Origin of the sequence: Streptomyces pluripotens, assembly GCF_000802245.2 — a bacterium.
In the GTDB taxonomy this organism is placed as follows: domain Bacteria; phylum Actinomycetota; class Actinomycetes; order Streptomycetales; family Streptomycetaceae; genus Streptomyces; species Streptomyces pluripotens.
On the sequence record NZ_CP021080.1, the window covers coordinates 4,834,438 to 4,850,730 of the forward strand.

A 16,293-nucleotide genomic window follows, 5' to 3' on the forward strand; every position below is an offset into this window, starting at 1 on the left:
CACGGAGGAACCAGATGAATGAGGACTTGGTCCTCCCGGCCCCGCGTGCGAGGAGCGCCGGCGCCGACGGGGACCCGCTGCTGGAGGTCTCAGCCTTGACCAAGCACTTCCCGGTCAAGGGTGGCTTCCCGATTCGCCGCACCATCGGCGCGGTGCAGGCAGTCGACGGCATCGACCTGACCGTGCACGCCGGCGAGAGCTTCGGCCTGGTCGGTGAGTCCGGCTGCGGCAAGTCGACCACCGGCCGGCTGATCACCCGTCTGCTGGAGCCCACGGGCGGCACGGTCACCTACCGCGGCCAGGACATCACCCACGCCAACCGCAAGGAACTGGCGCCGATCCGGTCCGAGATCCAGATGATCTTCCAGGACCCGTACTCGTCGTTGAACCCGCGACAGACCGTCGGCAAGATCATCTCCGGTCCGATGGAGGTCAACGGGATCCAGCCGGAGGGCGGCCGGGAGAGGCGGGTCCGCGAACTGCTGGAGATCGTCGGTCTCAACCCCGAGCACTTCAACCGGTTCCCGCACGAGTTCTCCGGCGGCCAGCGCCAGCGCATCGGGGTGGCCCGCGCACTGGCCCTGAACCCGAAGCTGATCGTGGCCGACGAGCCGGTGTCGGCCCTCGACGTCTCCATCCAGGCGCAGGTGGTCAACCTGCTGCAGGAGGTCCAGAAGGAACTCGGCATCGCGTTCGTGTTCATCGCCCACGACCTGGCGGTGGTCCGGCACTTCTCCCAGCGCGTCGCCGTCATGTACCTCGGCAAGATCATCGAGGTGGGGGACCGCGACTCGATCTACGCCCGCCCGCGCCATCCGTACACCCACGCCCTGCTGTCCGCGGTTCCCGAGGTCAACCTGGCCGAGGAGGCAGGCGCCCCGCGTGAGCGCATCCGCCTGGAGGGTGACGTACCGTCCCCCATCTCCCCGCCGTCCGGCTGCCGCTTCCGCACCCGTTGCTGGAAGGCGACGGAGAAGTGCGGGACCGAGGAACCGCCGTTGATCCGGCTCTCCGGGGACCACCATGGCCATCTGACCGCCTGCCACTTCCCCGAGGAGCCGACGACCGAGGTACGACAGGAGGGCGTCGTGTTGGACCGGAACCCGGTGGCACCGGAGAAGGACGCGACGGAGTAGGCGTTCGCCGGCGGGGCGTGCCCGGGAGTCACCGACACATATCGCGCCCACATCAGTGGCGAGGCGGGGGTGAGGGCCTCAGCCGGTCCCCGGTCACCGCCTTCCAGGGGCCGCGGGCGCCCGTCCCCCCTCGGGGCGACGCCTGTTCCGGAACATGGACACATGCTCACGACTTGGCAATGGGCGGTCAAAATGCCAGGTCAGAGCCTTGTCCTCGGGTACTCCGAGGCGCCATGATCACGGATTATGCAGGAGAACACAGACGCAGCCTGTCCCCAGTGCCGTGCCACCTTGCGGGCCTCGGACCCCCGGTTCAGCGTCTGGTGTCCGGCCTGCGACTGGAATCTCGACCCGATCGGCGGCGAAGGCTCGTGGAGGAGCCGGTCCCGTGCGGTGGCCCGGCACGAGCGGCTGTTCCATCGCGTACTGGCGAACGGGACGCAGGCCGCACCGTCGAATGCCGCCCTCTACGGCGCGATCGTGCTCGCGACTGCTGTCAACCTGGTCACCCTCGCACTCACCGGCGCGGGAGTATGGCTGCTTGCGGCGGCAGGTACCTGGCCGGAACGGATCCTGGGTGTCCTCGCACTGCTGATCGCCGTGTTGCTGCGTCCCCGCCTCGGCCGGATGCCCGGGAACGTCCTCGCCCCCGACACCGCGCCCACGTTGTACGAGGTCGCCGACCGGATCTCCGCCGGACTCGGGACCCGTCCCGTGGACTTCATCGCCGTCGACGGCCGGTTCCGCTCCGCCTACAAGGTCGTGGGGATACGCAGGCGCCGGGTCCTCGTCCTGGGCCTGCCGCTCTGGGAGAGCCTCACCCCGGACGAACGGCTCGCCCTACTCGGATACGAACTCGCCCATGCCCGCGTCGGAGCACGCCTGAGCGGACGCTGGATCCAGGCGGCGTTGGACGCGCTCGTGTCCTGGGCGGACGTGTTCCGTCCCGGCACGGACGAGCAGAGGGAACGCCACGCAGCCGTGCTTTCAGCCCGTCGGTGGGCCGGCCGCAGTGGCGTCGGCATGGCCAACTTCGGCGAGGCGCTCCTCCGTCCGCTCCAAGAACTGTTGGTCCACACCGTGCACCTGCTCCACAGACTGCTGAGCCGACTCGGAGAGCGTTCCGGCGAGCAAGCGGAGTACGGGGCGGACGAGGCGGCTGCCCGACTCGCCTCGGCCCGCTCGGTCGAGGGGCTGCTGGAAGCGCTGCTGCTGCGTGAGACCGCCGTCTTCGCACTCCGGCGGGCGGCCCGGAGCGAGGGCGATGTCTGGGAGGAGCTGCGTGACCACATGAACTCGGTGCCGGGCACGGAGCGGGCACGGCGGCTGCGGCTTTCCGAACTGCGGGGAGACGCGGCCGGAACCGGCTTCCCGCCGACCTACCTGCGGATCCAATTCGTCCGCAAACTCTCCTTCGCTGAGCTTCCCGTGCCGGTGACCAGTGCCGAAAGCCGGTCGATCGACGCGGAACTGGAACCCACCAGGGCCGTGTTCGCCGCATGGCTCCGGGAGAGCATCTGATGCGGGCAAGGGTACGTGCGTCTGCAGTGATGCCGCCGGCCGCGTCGTTCGTTGGGTAGCCGCTCGCCCGGTCCGGCGGGGTGGGCCGGGCGGAGCGATGACGCCCTTCGGGTTCCGCGTGCACCGGAGTCCGCCCGCTGGCTCCGCCGCGCTCCCGTGACACCTCTCCTGCACAGGCCCTCCTTCCGCCGGGCAGGCGCCCGGCGGAAGGAGGTGTACGTCGGACCGGGCGACCCCATGTGGTCACACCCCCTAGATCCGCCGGGCCACGGTGATGATCTCCTCACCGGCGGCGGTGAGCGGCCCCCGTCCCCAGTCCCCGTACTGCTCGACGACCGCCAGGCCGGCCTCCGTGAGGAAACCTTCCAGCGTCTCGGTGTCCAGGAACCGCAGGACACTGTGGCTCACCCGCGGTGCCGGCCAACCGTCGCCCTCGAAGGTCTCGGTGAAGCGGACCAGGCCTTGGTGCAGTCCGTCGTCTTGGACCTCGTGCCACACCCGCACGGGCGTTCCGTCGGTGGCCGTGACCTCGTACACCCTTTCCGGGCTCCAGCCCTCCCAGGCACGGGCCCCCGGATTCCGGGTGTCGAACACGAACCGCCCACCGTCGCCGAGGGCGGCACGGACCGCCCGCAGACACGTGCGGATCTCGTCGTCCCGGACCAGTGCCTGGAAGGCGTGCCCGGTCATGACGACGAGGTCGAACTCCTTGTCCCATTGCCGGGCCCGCACGTCGCCGAGTACCCACTCGACCTCGGGGGCGGCGCGGCGCGCCTGTACGAGCATGGCGGCGGCCGGATCCAGGCCCATCAGCCGCCCCCGGTGCCCGTCGGCCCGGGCCTGCCGGAGCAACCGTCCGGTACCGCAGCCGACGTCCAGCACACTGCGGGCGTCCATCACCAGCCCGAGGTAGAAGTCGTCCCCCGGATCCCAGGGGTTGAGGCTGTCGTAGAGCGCGGCAAGCGAAAGATCGGCGAACGAGTGATCTACCACCGCGGCAGTCTGACACACGATGCTGAACGGTGCGTCAGTTTCCTGCCCACTTCATGAACGTCTTTCAACACCGTGCGTCGGGAGCGGCTGTCGCAGCGCCGACGATGACCAGGGGGAATCAGGCGTGTTGCCCCGGCCCAGCGGGCCGTGCAAGCGGCGGATGCGGCGGGGCCGCTCGCGGGGCAGCCACCGGAGTCCGGGCGCAGAAAGGCCCGCACCTGGGCAGGCGCGGGCCTTTTCCCCTGGAGCGGACGTTCATGGGCTCGGGTCAATGGGCCGGGAAAGTCCGTTCCGCAAGGGGGCGGCTGACGGAAACGGGGTGTGTCAGGCCGCCGCCTCGGGGTCCTTGGAGAGGCGCGGAGCAGGAACGGTGTCCGCCGTCTCGGGATAGTGGCACGCCGTCAGGTGGCTGGGCTTGTTGCCCTCCACCTGCACCAGCGGCGGAGCCTCGGTCGCGCACTTCTCCGTCGCCTTCCAGCAACGGGTGCGGAAGCGGCAGCCGGACGGCGGATTGATCGGGGAGGGCACATCGCCGACGAGGCGGATGCGCTCGCGCGGCTCGTCGTCGACCGACGCCTCGGGCACGGCGGACAGCAGGGCCCGGGTGTAGGGGTGGCGCGGGTTGCTGTACAGGTCGTCGCGGTCGGCGATCTCGACGATCTTGCCGAGGTACATGACGGCGACGCGCTGGGAGAAGTGCCGGACGATCGCGAGGTCGTGGGCGATGAACACGAACGCGATGCCGAGTTCCTTCTGGACCTCCTGCAGCAGGTTGACCACCTGCGCCTGGATGGAGACGTCGAGGGCCGAGACCGGCTCGTCGGCCACGATCAGCTTCGGGTTCAGGGCCAGTGCGCGGGCCACCCCGATGCGCTGGCGCTGGCCGCCGGAGAACTCGTGCGGGAACCGGTTGAAGTGCTCGGGGTTGAGACCGACGATCTCCAGCAGTTCGCGGACCCGCCTCTCCCGGCCGCCCTCCGGCTGGATCCCGTTGACCTCCATCGGACCGGAGATGATCTTGCCGACGGTGTGCCGCGGGTTCAACGAGGCGTACGGGTCCTGGAAGATCATCTGGATCTCGGACCGGATCGGCGCCAGTTCCTTGCGGTTGGCGTGGGTGATGTCCTGGCCGCGGTAGGTGACCGTGCCGCCCGTGGGCTCCAGCAGACGGGTGATCAGCCGGCCGGTGGTCGACTTGCCGCAGCCGGACTCACCGACCAGGCCCAGGCTCTCGCCCGCGGTGACCTGGAAATCGAGCCCGTCCACGGCCTGCACCGCGCCGACCGTACGCCGGATCGGGAATCCGCCCTTGATCGGGAAGTGCTTGGTCAGCCCGGAGACGTCCAGGAGGGGAGTGGTGCTGCTCATGGTGGTGAAATCCCGTCTCTTACGTCAGTGGGCCTTGCCGGCGACCGCGTGGGAAAGGAACTCGCGGCGCTGGTCGTCGGTCAGGTGGCAGGCGTTGCCGCGGCCGTCCATGATCTCCAGGGACGGGCGCTCCTTGGCACACTTGCCGCCCTCGACCTTGTCGGCGAAGGCGCAGCGCGGGTGGAAGCGGCAGCCGGAGGGCGGGTTCAGCAGCGAGGGCGGCGAACCCGGGATCGGGGTCAGCGGCACGTCGACCGGGCCTTCCAGGCTCGGCATGGAGCCCAGCAGGCCCCACGTGTAGGGGTGCTGCGGTGCACGCAGCACCTCCGCCTTCGGGCCGCGCTCCACGCACCGGCCGCCGTACATCACCAGCACGTCGTCGGCGATGTCCGCGATCACCCCCAGGTCATGGGTGATGAAGATGATCGAGGTGCCGAACTCCTGCTGCAGGTCCTTGAGCAGGTCCATGATCTGGGCCTGCACGGTCACGTCCAGCGCGGTGGTCGGTTCGTCGGCGATCAGCAGTTTCGGGTCGCATACCAGTGCCATGGCGATCATCGCGCGCTGGCGCATACCGCCGGAGAACTCGTGCGGGTAGTTGTCCACCCGGCTGTCCGGCTGCGGGATGCCGACGCGCTTCAGCATTTCGATCGCCCGCGCCCGGGCCTCGGCCTTGGAGGCGCCGGTGTGCTTGCGGTACACCTCGCCGATCTGGGTGCCGATGGTGTGGTAAGGCGACAGCGAGGCCAGGGCGTCCTGGAAGATCATCGCCATCTTGTTGCCGCGGAGCTTTTCGAGCGTCTTCTCCGAGGCGCCGTTCAGCTCCTCGCCGTCCAACTCGATGGAGCCCTCGACCTTGGTCGAGTCCGGGTTGTGCAGGCCCAGGATGGTCAGGTTGGTGACCGACTTGCCGGACCCCGACTCACCCACGATGCCCAGCGTCTTGCCGCGTGCGAGGTCGAAGGAGAGGCCGTCGACGGCCTTGACGGTGCCGTCCTCGGTCGAGAAGTGCACCTTGAGGTCCTTGATGGACAGGAAGGGCTGTGAATCGGTGCTCGTCACGGGGACGCTCCAGAGAGGGTGATGCGGGGTAGCTGTCGGAGGCGGGCGGGTGTCAGGCGAGCCGGATCCGCGGGTCGATGAGGGCGTAGACGGCGTCGACGATGATGTTGGCGATCACGACGAAGGCCGCGGTGATCACCATGACGCCGAGCAGCATCGGCAGGTCCGTCTTGACCACCGACTTCACCGCGAGCATGCCCAGACCCTGGATGCTGAAGGTCTTCTCGGTGATCATCGCGCCGCCGAGCAGGACACCGAGGTCCAGGCCGAAGATGGTGACGATCGGGCCCATGGCGCCGCGCCAGGCGAAGCGGAAGAAGACGTTGCGCCGGGACAAGCCCTTGGCGCGGGCCGTGCGCACGTAGTCCTCGCTCAGCGTCTCCACCAGTTGGGAGCGCGTCATACGCGTGTAGTTGGCGGTGAAGATGATGGAGAGGACCAGCCAGGGCACGAGGAGTCCGTTGAACCAGGCGACGGGGTCCTCGGTGAAGGACGTGTAGGCGGGCTGGTCGAGCAGGTGCGTCTGGTAGACGAGGAGGTACATGGCGACCGGGCCGACGAAGTAGATCTGCATCGACGAGGCGATCAGCGAGCCGGAGCTGGCGATCTTGTCGGTGGGGCGGCCCTGTTTCACGGCGGCGAGCATGCCGGCGCCGATACCGAGGATGAGGAAGACCACCGCGGAACCGATGGCGAGGGAGGCGGTGATCGGGAAGCGGCGGAGGATCGTCGACAGGACGGGCTCGCGGTTGACGAACGAGTAGCCCAGGCACGGGGCGCTGCAGTGGCCGTAGCCCGCGTAGTCCCGGCCCACGAAGATCGCTGACAGCCAGTGCCAGTACTGGACCGGCAGTGAGTCTGAGATTCCCATGTTGTGCCGGATGAGGTTGAGCGTTTCCGGCGAGCAGACCTTGCCGCAGGCGATCCTGGCCGGATCGCGCGGCACCGCGTAGAAGAGCATGAACGTGACCGCGCTGATGATGAGCAGCGTGATCGCGGCGCCGACTAGTCGGCGGACGAGGAAGCGAAGCATGGGGGTTGGCTTTCCTGGGAGGGCCGTCGTGCGGATCGGGCCGGGCCGGGGTGACCGGAAGCCCGGTGGACGAGCCGAGGGTGGGGCGGCTGGTAGCCGCCCCACCTCTCAGGGATGGATCAGGCCTTGACGTACATCTTGTAGAGCATGCAGCCGTCGAAGTTCGGGTCCATCTTGACGTTGCCGAGCTTGGAGCCGTGCAGGTACAGACGCTTCATGTACACGTCGGGGATGAAGGCGCCCAGCTCGGTGACCTGCTTGTCCATGGCGGCCCACATCTCGTTGGCCTTGTTCTGGTCCGTCTCCGCCGTGGCGGCCTTGATCGCCGCGTCGACGTCCTTGTTCTTCAGGTGGCAGTAGTTGGTGCCCTCGTCGCGGATCTGGTCGCTCTCGAAGAGCGGCTGGAAGACCGAGTAACCGGTCGGCCAGTCGGCACCCCAGCCACCCCAGTAGATGTCGTACTGGTTGTCGATCTTCCCGACCTGGTCGTAGTAGGTGGTCGAGTCGAGGGACTTGGTGACGACGTCGAAGCCGGCCGCCTTCAGGGCGTTCTCGACGATGACCTTGACCTTGGCGTTGGTCGGGTCGTTCTGGTAGGCGTAGACGATCTTGGTGCCGAGCTTACCGGCCTTCTTCAGGACCGCCTTGGCCGTCGCCGGGTCGCCCGCCGGGTTCTTCAGCCTGCCCCACACGTCCTGCGACTTGTAGCCGGCCACCTGCGGGCTCATGATGCCGGTCGCGTAGTCGCCACGGTTCGCGCCGCCGTACAGCTGGCGGATGGCCGCGGTCGGCCAGGCACGGATGATGGCCTCGCGGACCTTCATGTCCGTCACGCGGGTCTGGTTGATCCAGTAGACGCTGACGCCGCTGCCCAGGCCCTCGAACATGCGGTCCTTGGCCTTCTCGGTGGCCTGCTGGACCTTCTCCTGCGGGATGGTGCGCCAGGAGACGGCGAACTGGTCCTTGCCGTAGTCGGCGATGAGACGGTCGGCGGCGGTCTGCGCCTCGATACCGAAGGTGAAGTCGAACTCGTCCGGGTAGGCGTTGCGGATCGGGTCCGTGCTCGGGTCCCAGTGCTCGTTGCGGACCAGGACCATCGACTTGTCGGTGACGTGCGACTTGATCTTGTAAGGACCGTTGGAGTACGGCTTCTTGTCGTAGTCCTGCTTGGTGTCGTGCTTCACCGGGGTCGGCGCGTACGAGTGCATCGCGAGGACGTAGTTGAAGTCCGGGCGCGCCTCGGAGAGGTGGAAGGTGATGCTCTTCCCGCTGGTCTCGATCGACTTCAGGTGCTTGCCCTTGAAGGGACCGGGGTAGGCCTTGCGGTAGTTCTGCGTACCCGTCAGCCAGGTCTGGACGTAGCTGGCGCCCTCAGTGATGAAGTTGGCGAAGGCGCGCTCGAAGCCGTGGCGGACGTCATCGACGGTGATGTCGGAACCGTCCTGCCACTTGACGCCGTCCTTCAGGGTGAAGGTCCAGGTCTTGCCGTCGTCCTTCATGGTGCCCGTGTCGGTGGCGAGGTCGCCGACCAGGGTCATGGAGCCGTCGTCCGCGACCTTGTAGCCGGTCAGGGTGCGGGAGAGGACGATCGCGGCCAGCGAGTTCCAGGCGTAGTAGACGCGCTGCGGGTCGAGGTGCGAGAAGTCGTCGTCGTTCAGCAGGTAGACCTTGCCGCCCTTCTTGGCGCCGCTGACCTCCTGAGCCGGACCCTTGGAGTCCTCCGCCGTACCGATCTTGATGGTGGTCGTGTGAGCCTCGGCCGCCTTCTGCTTGCCGCCCTTGCCTCCGCTGCTGCTGCTGGAGTTGCCGCTGCTGCACGCGGACAGCACGGAGGTCGACGCGGCGGCGACACCGGTGGCTATCAGGAAGTTTCTGCGCGAGAAGGACATCGCATCCTGCCTTGGAAGTGGGTTGATGAAAGAAAACCGGCACCCGGCACCGTTGCCGTGGTCCTGAAGAGGGCCGGAGTCAGCGCTTGGTCTTCGGGTCGAGTGCGTCGCGCACCGAGTCACCGAGGAGGTTGAACGCCAGGACGAAGAGCACGATCGTGATGCCCGGGAAGCACAGGAAGGTGATGTCGTCCTGGTAGAAGTTGGCCGCGTACCCGATCATGACGCCCCAGTCGGGGGTCGGGTCCTGCAGACCGACGCCGAGGAAGGCGAGACCTGCCTCCGTGGTGACCATCAGCGGCAGCATCAGCGTGCCCTGGATGAGGATCGGCGTCCACAGGTTGGGCAGCAGTTCCTTGAAGATGATGCGGGCCGGAGACGCGCCCGTGACCTTGGCGGCCTCGACGAACTCGCGCTCGCGCAGGGCCAGCACCTGTCCGCGCAGCAGGCGCGCCATGGAGGCCCAACCGAAGACGGTCAGCAGCAGGACCAGCGAGATCACGATGATCCAGGTGGGCGTGTTCTCGTTGGGGGGCACGAACAACGCCATGACCACCGGGGTGAACGCGACGAAGAACAACTGCTGGGGGAAGGCGAGCAGGATGTCCATCACTCGCCCGAGGAACCAGTCCGTCTTGCCGCCGATGTAGCCGGCGGTGACGCCGATCACCACGCCGATGACCACCACGAGCAAGGTGATGGCGGTGGAGATCAGCAGCGAGTTGCGGATCGCGTACAGCAGGAAGGTGAAGACGTCGCGGCCGAGCTGCGGGTCGATGCCGAACCAGAACTCGCTGTCGATGCCGCCGTTCGGCTTCGCCGGCAGGCCGTTGTCGCCGAGCAGGCCCGGCGTGTTGATGCCGTACGTCGTGTACGGGTCCTTGCCGTACAGCTTCGCTATGAGCGGTGCGGCCAGCGCGACGACGAAGAACAGGATCACGACGATCGCCGAGATCACGCCGACACGGTCCCGCTTGAAACGGCGCCAGGCCAGCTGGCCCGGGGACCTGCTCTCGCTGCCCTGCGAGCCGTTCGAAGAGGTCGTCTTCTCGGCGGTCTCGTCGGTCACCTCAAGCGGGGCAGCCGCTGATGGAGTTGGGGGGGTCATGGTGCTCCTGGCCCAAGGGAGGGTCTGATGACTCCGCAGGGCGCTCCCCTACGGGCTACGCCGGACTTTTTCAACGCAATTCATTCAAGGTCAATAAATTCTCGACCGCCTTGGTTGCGTCTTTACTTTTTTTACTCGTGCTTGACTGTTCCGTAGCTGCGCAGGAAGTGCGCTGTAATCAATCCGTGCTTCAGTTCGGGCGAAGTGTACCCAAACGGACAATGGGTTCGATATGCGGACGGTGGAGTGCCGAAATGTGTACATCCACACATCGCAATCCAACGTTTTGGCATCGTTGTCCGAAGATCCGTTGCGCCCTCCCGTTCAAGATCGTCCAGGTCCCCCCTTCGGGGATGACTGCATTTGGATGACATGCACCTCCAAAGGCCCACTAACCGGTCGGTCTGCATGCGTCATGTGCCTTATCCGTCGATATTGACCCGTAACGGAATGATGCTCACGGAGGAGGCACGCCATGCGTGGAACCGCGCACGCCCGATGGGTCGCCGGAGCGGCGGCGGTGGCGCTCGCCGCCACCGGTTGTGGAGGCGGCGGCTCAAGCGGCGGCGGGGGGAACGACGCGGTGCTCAGTTCCTCCTGGGGCGATCCGCAGAACCCGCTGGAGCCGGCCAACACCAATGAGGTGCAGGGCGGCAAGGTCCTCGACATGATCTTCCGGGGCCTCAAGAGGTACGACCCCGAGAGCGGCAAGGCCGAGAACTGGCTCGCCGAGTCCATCGACACCACGGACTCGCAGAACTTCACGATCAAGGTCAAGGACGGCTGGACCTTCTCCAACGGGGAGCAGGTCACCGCCCAGTCCTTCGTGGACGCCTGGAACTACGGGGCGAGCCTGAAGAACAACCAGAAGAACGCCTACTTCTTCGGCTACATCGACGGCTACGACCAGGTTCACCCCGCCAGCGGTACGCAGAGCGCCGACACCCTGTCCGGGCTGAAGGTGGTGGACGACCACACCTTCACCGTCAAGCTCAACCAGAAGTTCTCCAGCTTCCCCGACACCCTCGGCTACGCGGCCTTCGACCCACTGCCCCAGTCCTTCTTCACCGATCACGCGAACTGGCTGAAGAAGCCGATCGGCAACGGCCCCTACGCCATCGAGTCCTATGCGAAGGGCTCGCAGATGTCCCTGAAGAGATGGGACGGCTACCCGGGCGAGGACAAGGCACAGAACGGCGGAGTGACCCTCAAGGTCTACACCGACAACAACACCGCTTACACAGATCTGCTGGCCGGCAACCTCGACCTGGTCGACGACATCCCGGCCTCGCAGTTGAAGAACGTCAAGAGCGACCTCGGCGACCGCTACATCAACACCCCCGCCGGCATCATCCAGACCCTCGCCTTCCCCTACTACGACAAGGCCTGGGACACGTCCGGCGCCGAGAAGGTCCGCACCGGCCTGTCCATGGCGATCAACCGCAAGCAGATCACCCAGACGATCTTCAACAACACCCGCACCCCGGCCACCGACTGGACCTCGCCCGTCCTCGGGAAGGACGGCGGCTACAAGGAAGGCCTGTGCGGTTCGGCCTGTGACTACGACCCGGCCCAGGCCAAGAAGCTGATCCAGGAGGGCGGCGGACTGCCCGGCGGGCAGATCAAGATCACGTACAACGCGGACACCGGTTCGCACAAGCAGTGGGTGGACGCCGTGTGCAACTCCATCAACAACGCCCTCGGTAACAACCGGGCCTGCGTCGGCAACCCGGTCGGCACCTTCGCCGACTTCCGCAACCAGATCGGGCAGCACAAGATGACCGGTCCGTTCCGTGCGGGCTGGCAGATGGACTACCCGCTCATCCAGAACTTCCTCCAGCCCCTCTACTACACCAACGCCTCCTCCAACGACGGCCAGTGGTCCAACCAGGAGTTCGACAAGCTCGTCGACCAGGCCAACGCCGAGACCGACACGACCAAGGCGGTGTCCACCTTCCAGCAGGCCGAGGAGGTGGTCCGGGACAACATGGCCGCCATTCCCCTCTGGTACCAGAACGGCAGCGCGGGCTACTCCCAGCGGCTGTCCAACGTGGCGCTCAATCCGTTCAGCGTCCCGGTCTACAACGAGATCAAGGTCAGCTGAGCTGTCATGGGGCGCTACGTCGTCCGGCGACTGCTGCAGATGATCCCGGTGTTCATCGGGGCGACCTTGCTGATCTTCCTCATGGTGAACGTGATGGGGGACCCCATCGCCGGCCTGTGTGGGGAGCGGGCCTGCGACCCGGCGACCGCCGCCCAGCTGAAGCGGGAGTTCGGCTTGGACAAGCCGGTCTGGCAGCAGTACGCGACCTACATGGGGAACGTCTTCACCGGAGACTTCGGTACGGCGTTCAATGGTCAGCCGGTCACCGAGTTGATGGCTTCGGCGTTCCCGGTCACCGTCCGGCTCACCCTCGTGGCCATCCTCTTCGAGATCGTCATCGGGATCACGCTCGGTGTCGTCACGGGTCTCAAACGCGGACGGCCCGTCGACACCGGGGTGCTCCTTGCCACCCTGATCGTGATCTCCGTACCCACCTTCGTCACCGGTCTGTTGCTCCAGCTGCTGCTCGGGGTCAATTGGGGCTGGATCAAACCGTCCGTCTCCCCGGACGCCACCTTCGGTGAGCTGATCGTGCCCGGACTGGTGCTCGCCTCCGTGTCGCTCGCCTACGTCACCCGACTCACCCGCACGTCCATCGCGGAGAACAAGAGGTCCGACTACGTCCGCACGGCGGTCGCCAAGGGGCTGCCCCGGCGTCGGGTCATCACCCGGCATCTGCTGCGCAACTCCCTGATCCCCGTGATCACGTTCATCGGCGCCGACATCGGCGCACTGATGGGCGGCGCGATCGTCACCGAGCGGATCTTCAACATCCACGGCGTCGGCTACCAGCTCTACCAGGGCATCCTGCGGCAGAACACCCAGACGGTCGTCGGGTTCGTGACGGTGTTGGTGCTGGTCTTCCTGATCGCAAACCTGCTCGTCGACCTCTTGTACGCCGTACTCGACCCGAGGATCCGCTATGCCTGAGCAGCAGTACGAGCCCGAGGGCGCGATCGCCGGCACCGGCATGGGCGGTGCCATGGACCTCGGAGCCAGCGAGGCGGTCACGCTGGAGCAGCCACCGTCGGCCGCCCCCGGAGGGCCGGAGGGGGGTGGGCCGGCGGGCAAGCCGCGCAGCCTGTGGTCCGACGCCTGGCGGGACCTCAGGCGCAACCCCGTCTTCCTCATCTCCGCCCTCGTCATCCTCTTCCTGGTCTTCATCTCCCTGTGGCCCGGCGCCATCACCTGGCAGAGCCCCCTCACCTGTGACCTCGCCAAGGCCCAGGAGGGTTCCCAGCCGGGTCATCCCTTCGGCTTCGACGGCCAGGGCTGCGACGTCTACACGCGGACCGTGTACGGAGCCCGCACCTCGGTGACGGTCGGTGTGCTGGCCACGCTCGGGGTCGCCGTCCTGGGGTCGGTGCTGGGCGGATTCGCCGGATTCTTCGGCGGGCTGCCGGACTCCTTCCTGTCCCGGATGACCGACATCTTCTTCGCCATCCCGGTCGTCCTCGGCGGTCTCGTCCTCCTCTCCGTGGTGACCAGCAATACGGTCTGGCCGGTCATCGGGTTCATGGTGCTGCTCGGTTGGCCGCAGATCTCCCGCATCGCGCGCGGCTCGGTCATCACCGCCAAGCAGAACGACTACGTTCAGGCCGCCCGCGCCCTCGGCGCCTCCCACTCCCGCATCCTGCTCAGGCATATCGCCCCGAACGCCGTAGCGCCCGTGATCGTGGTCGCGACCATCGCCCTCGGCACCTACATCGCCCTGGAGGCGACCTTGTCCTACCTCGGTGTCGGGCTCAAACCACCCAGCGTCTCCTGGGGCATCGAGATCTCCGCCGCCTCCCCCTACGTCCGCAATGCCCCGCACCCGCTGCTGTGGCCCGCCGGGGCCCTGGCGATCACGGTGCTGGCCTTCATCATGCTCGGCGACGCGGTGCGCGACGCCCTCGACCCGAAGCTGAGGTGACGGTGCCGTGTTGCTCGAAGTGCGCGATCTGCGCGTGGAGTTCCGCACCCGGGACGGGATCGCCCGGGCCGTCAACGGCGTCAGTTACCACGTGGAAGCGGGGGAGACCCTGGCCGTGCTCGGCGAGTCGGGCTCCGGCAAGTCGGTCACCGCGCAGGCCGTCATGGGCATCCTGGACATGCCGCCCGGGAGGATCACCGACGGGCAGATCCTCTTCCAGGGGCAGGACCTGCTCGAACTGAAGGAGGAGGAACGGCGCAGGATCCGGGGCGCCGGAATGGCGATGATCTTCCAGGATGCGCTGTCGGCGCTCAACCCCGTTCTCTCGGTGGGGGACCAGCTCGGCGAGATGTTCGTCGTGCACCGGGGCATGTCGAAGAAGGACGCGCGGGCCAGGGCGGTGGAACTGATGGACCGGGTGCGCATCCCGGGCGCCGCACAGCGGGTGCGCGACTATCCCCACCAGTTCTCCGGTGGTATGCGCCAGCGCATCATGATCGCCATGGCGCTGGCCCTGGAACCGGCGCTCATCATCGCCGACGAGCCGACCACCGCCCTGGACGTCACCGTGCAGGCCCAGGTCATGGATCTGCTCGCGGAGCTGCAGCGCGAGTACCACATGGGACTCGTCTTGATCACGCATGACCTGGGGGTCGTCGCGGACGTCGCCGACCGGATCGTGGTGATGTATGCCGGGAAGATCGTCGAGTCGGCGCCCGTGCACGACATCTACAAGGCGCCGGCCCACCCCTACACCCGCGGTCTGTTGGACTCCATCCCCCGCCTGGACCAGAAGGGGCAGGAGCTGTACGCCATCAAAGGCCTGCCGCCGAACCTGATGAACATCCCACCCGGCTGCTCCTTCAACCCGCGTTGCCCGATGGTCCAGGACGTATGTCACACCGACCCGCCTCCGCTCTACGAGGTCTCCGAAGAGCGGGGCAGCGCCTGCCACTTCTGGAGGGAGTGCCTGCATGGCCACGACCAGTGAGCCGGTCCTGGAGGTCAGCGGCCTCGTCAAACACTTCCCGCTGATGCAGGGCATCCTCTTCAAGAAGCAGGTCGGCGCGGTGAAGGCGGTCGACGGCGTGGACTTCACCCTGAACAGGGGCGAGACCTTGGGTGTCGTCGGCGAGTCGGGCTGCGGCAAGTCGACGGTCGCCAAGCTGCTCTGCAACCTGGAGCGGCCGACGGCAGGGGCCATCAGGTTCAAGGGCGAGGACATCACCACGTTGTCCGGCCGGGCGCTCAAGGCCGTCCGCCGCAACATCCAGATGGTCTTCCAGGATCCCTACACCTCCCTCAACCCCCGGATGACGGTGGGCGACATCGTGGGAGAGCCGTACGACATCCACCCGGAGGTGGCGCCGAAGGGCGACCGGCGCCGCCGGGTCCAGGAACTGCTGGACGTGGTCGGTCTCAACCCGGAGTACGTCAACCGCTACCCGCACCAGTTCTCCGGTGGGCAGCGTCAGCGCATCGGCATCGCACGGGGGCTGGCACTGCGACCGGAGGTCATCGTCGCCGACGAGCCGGTGTCCGCCCTGGACGTCTCGGTGCAGGCCCAGGTGATCAACTTGCTGGACAGGCTCCAGACAGAGTTCGACCTCTCCTATGTGTTCATCGCACACGACCTGTCGATCGTCCGGCACATCTCGGACCGGATCGGCGTCATGTACCTGGGCCGGATCGTGGAGACCGGGCGGGACGCCGAGATCTACGACCATCCCACCCACCCTTACACCCAGGCGCTGCTGTCGGCCGTACCGGTCCCGGATCCCAAGGCCCGGGAACACCGTGATCGGATCATCCTCACGGGTGATGTCGCCTCCCCGACGAACATCCCCTCCGGCTGCCGCTTCCGCACCCGGTGCTGGAAGGCCCAGGAGCGGTGCGCCCTGGAGGTGCCCGCCCTAGCGGTACCCGCCGTCTTCCGGGACACCGCCGGTCCCGCGGCCCACGACTCGGCCTGCCACTTCGCGGAGGAGAAGAAGGTGGTGCCGCCCGAGGACGCGGCCCTGCCGGAGCCGTCGCAGGAGCCCGCGGCCGAGAACGGCAACGGGCCGGGATGACATGACGCATCCCGGCCCGTTCACGGCACCCGCACGGCCGTACGCTGTTCAGACTCCCGCGTCCGTATATCGGTACCGCTTCCGTGAAGTTG

The 16,293-nt window shown here is 67.1% G+C and carries 13 protein-coding genes; 7 read left to right on the forward strand and 6 right to left on the reverse strand.

Annotation, left to right across the window (positions count from 1 at the left end; genetic code table 11):
- Positions 1-14 precede the first annotated feature (14 nt).
- Together LK06_RS21845 and LK06_RS21850 are read left to right on the forward strand one after the other, a co-directional pair.
- On the forward strand, positions 15-1,136 hold the full coding sequence (locus LK06_RS21845) for an ABC transporter ATP-binding protein (RefSeq protein ID WP_086083455.1): 1,122 nt from the start codon (positions 15-17) through the stop codon (positions 1,134-1,136).
- A gap of 393 nt (positions 1,137-1,529) precedes the next feature.
- On the forward strand, positions 1,530-2,657 hold the full coding sequence (locus tag LK06_RS21850; RefSeq protein ID WP_159025323.1) for a M48 family metallopeptidase: 1,128 nt from the start codon (positions 1,530-1,532) through the stop codon (positions 2,655-2,657).
- A gap of 252 nt (positions 2,658-2,909) precedes the next feature.
- Here LK06_RS21850 and LK06_RS21855 read toward each other — a convergent pair whose 3' ends face one another.
- From LK06_RS21855 to LK06_RS21880, 6 genes are all read right to left on the reverse strand, one after another.
- Positions 2,910-3,650: a class I SAM-dependent methyltransferase gene (locus LK06_RS21855; protein ID WP_039658154.1), complete on the reverse strand. Its 741-nt coding sequence runs from the start codon at positions 3,648-3,650 to the stop codon at positions 2,910-2,912.
- A 324-nt stretch (positions 3,651-3,974) separates the two neighbouring features.
- Positions 3,975-5,018, reverse strand: coding sequence for an ABC transporter ATP-binding protein (locus tag LK06_RS21860; protein WP_086083457.1), 1,044 nt, complete (start codon positions 5,016-5,018; stop codon positions 3,975-3,977).
- Positions 5,019-5,042: 24 nt separating this feature from the next.
- A complete protein-coding gene (locus LK06_RS21865; RefSeq protein ID WP_039657976.1) occupies positions 5,043-6,080 on the reverse strand; it encodes an ABC transporter ATP-binding protein in 1,038 nt (345 codons plus the stop codon).
- 52 nt (positions 6,081-6,132) lie between these two features.
- Positions 6,133-7,113: an ABC transporter permease gene (locus LK06_RS21870; protein ID WP_039657978.1), complete on the reverse strand. Its 981-nt coding sequence runs from the start codon at positions 7,111-7,113 to the stop codon at positions 6,133-6,135.
- Between the two features lie 119 nt (positions 7,114-7,232).
- Entirely contained in the window at positions 7,233-9,002 is a 1,770-nt protein-coding gene (locus LK06_RS21875) for an ABC transporter substrate-binding protein (protein ID WP_039657979.1), read from the reverse strand.
- Positions 9,003-9,081: 79 nt separating this feature from the next.
- A complete protein-coding gene (locus tag LK06_RS21880; protein ID WP_174673912.1) occupies positions 9,082-10,110 on the reverse strand; it encodes an ABC transporter permease in 1,029 nt (342 codons plus the stop codon).
- Positions 10,111-10,585: 475 nt separating this feature from the next.
- Here LK06_RS21880 and LK06_RS21885 point away from each other — a divergent pair, with 475 nt between their 5' ends.
- The 5 genes from LK06_RS21885 to LK06_RS21905 are packed head-to-tail and all read left to right on the forward strand — an operon-like array spanning position 10,586 to position 16,201.
- The gene (locus LK06_RS21885; protein ID WP_039657983.1) at positions 10,586-12,214 is read left to right on the forward strand and encodes a peptide ABC transporter substrate-binding protein; all 1,629 of its coding nucleotides are present in this window, start codon (positions 10,586-10,588) and stop codon (positions 12,212-12,214) included.
- Between the two features lie 6 nt (positions 12,215-12,220).
- Positions 12,221-13,144: an ABC transporter permease gene (locus tag LK06_RS21890; protein WP_039657985.1), complete on the forward strand. Its 924-nt coding sequence runs from the start codon at positions 12,221-12,223 to the stop codon at positions 13,142-13,144.
- On the forward strand, positions 13,137-14,129 hold the full coding sequence (locus LK06_RS21895) for an ABC transporter permease (protein WP_043433719.1): 993 nt from the start codon (positions 13,137-13,139) through the stop codon (positions 14,127-14,129). The genes LK06_RS21890 and LK06_RS21895 overlap by 8 nt, the downstream gene beginning before the upstream one ends.
- Before the next feature lie 7 nt (positions 14,130-14,136).
- Positions 14,137-15,120: an ABC transporter ATP-binding protein gene (locus LK06_RS21900; protein WP_039657988.1), complete on the forward strand. Its 984-nt coding sequence runs from the start codon at positions 14,137-14,139 to the stop codon at positions 15,118-15,120.
- A complete protein-coding gene (locus LK06_RS21905; RefSeq protein WP_039657990.1) occupies positions 15,104-16,201 on the forward strand; it encodes an ABC transporter ATP-binding protein in 1,098 nt (365 codons plus the stop codon). The genes LK06_RS21900 and LK06_RS21905 overlap by 17 nt, the downstream gene beginning before the upstream one ends.
- The last annotated feature ends 92 nt before the right edge of the window (positions 16,202-16,293 follow it).

Bases quoted from the DNA above. Each gene is read 5' to 3' on its own strand.
- LK06_RS21845 (WP_086083455.1), top strand. From the start codon at position 15: ATGAATGAGGACTTGGTCCTCCCGGCCCCGCGTGCGAGGAGCGCCGGC.
- LK06_RS21860 (WP_086083457.1), bottom strand. From the start codon at position 5,018: ATGAGCAGCACCACTCCCCTCCTGGACGTCTCCGGGCTGACCAAGCAC.
- LK06_RS21870 (WP_039657978.1), bottom strand. From the start codon at position 7,113: ATGCTTCGCTTCCTCGTCCGCCGACTAGTCGGCGCCGCGATCACGCTG.
- LK06_RS21875 (WP_039657979.1), bottom strand. From the start codon at position 9,002: ATGTCCTTCTCGCGCAGAAACTTCCTGATAGCCACCGGTGTCGCCGCC.
- LK06_RS21880 (WP_174673912.1), bottom strand. From the start codon at position 10,110: ATGACCCCCCCAACTCCATCAGCGGCTGCCCCGCTTGAGGTGACCGAC.
- LK06_RS21885 (WP_039657983.1), top strand. From the start codon at position 10,586: ATGCGTGGAACCGCGCACGCCCGATGGGTCGCCGGAGCGGCGGCGGTG.
- LK06_RS21890 (WP_039657985.1), top strand. From the start codon at position 12,221: ATGGGGCGCTACGTCGTCCGGCGACTGCTGCAGATGATCCCGGTGTTC.
- LK06_RS21895 (WP_043433719.1), top strand. From the start codon at position 13,137: ATGCCTGAGCAGCAGTACGAGCCCGAGGGCGCGATCGCCGGCACCGGC.
- LK06_RS21905 (WP_039657990.1), top strand. From the start codon at position 15,104: ATGGCCACGACCAGTGAGCCGGTCCTGGAGGTCAGCGGCCTCGTCAAA.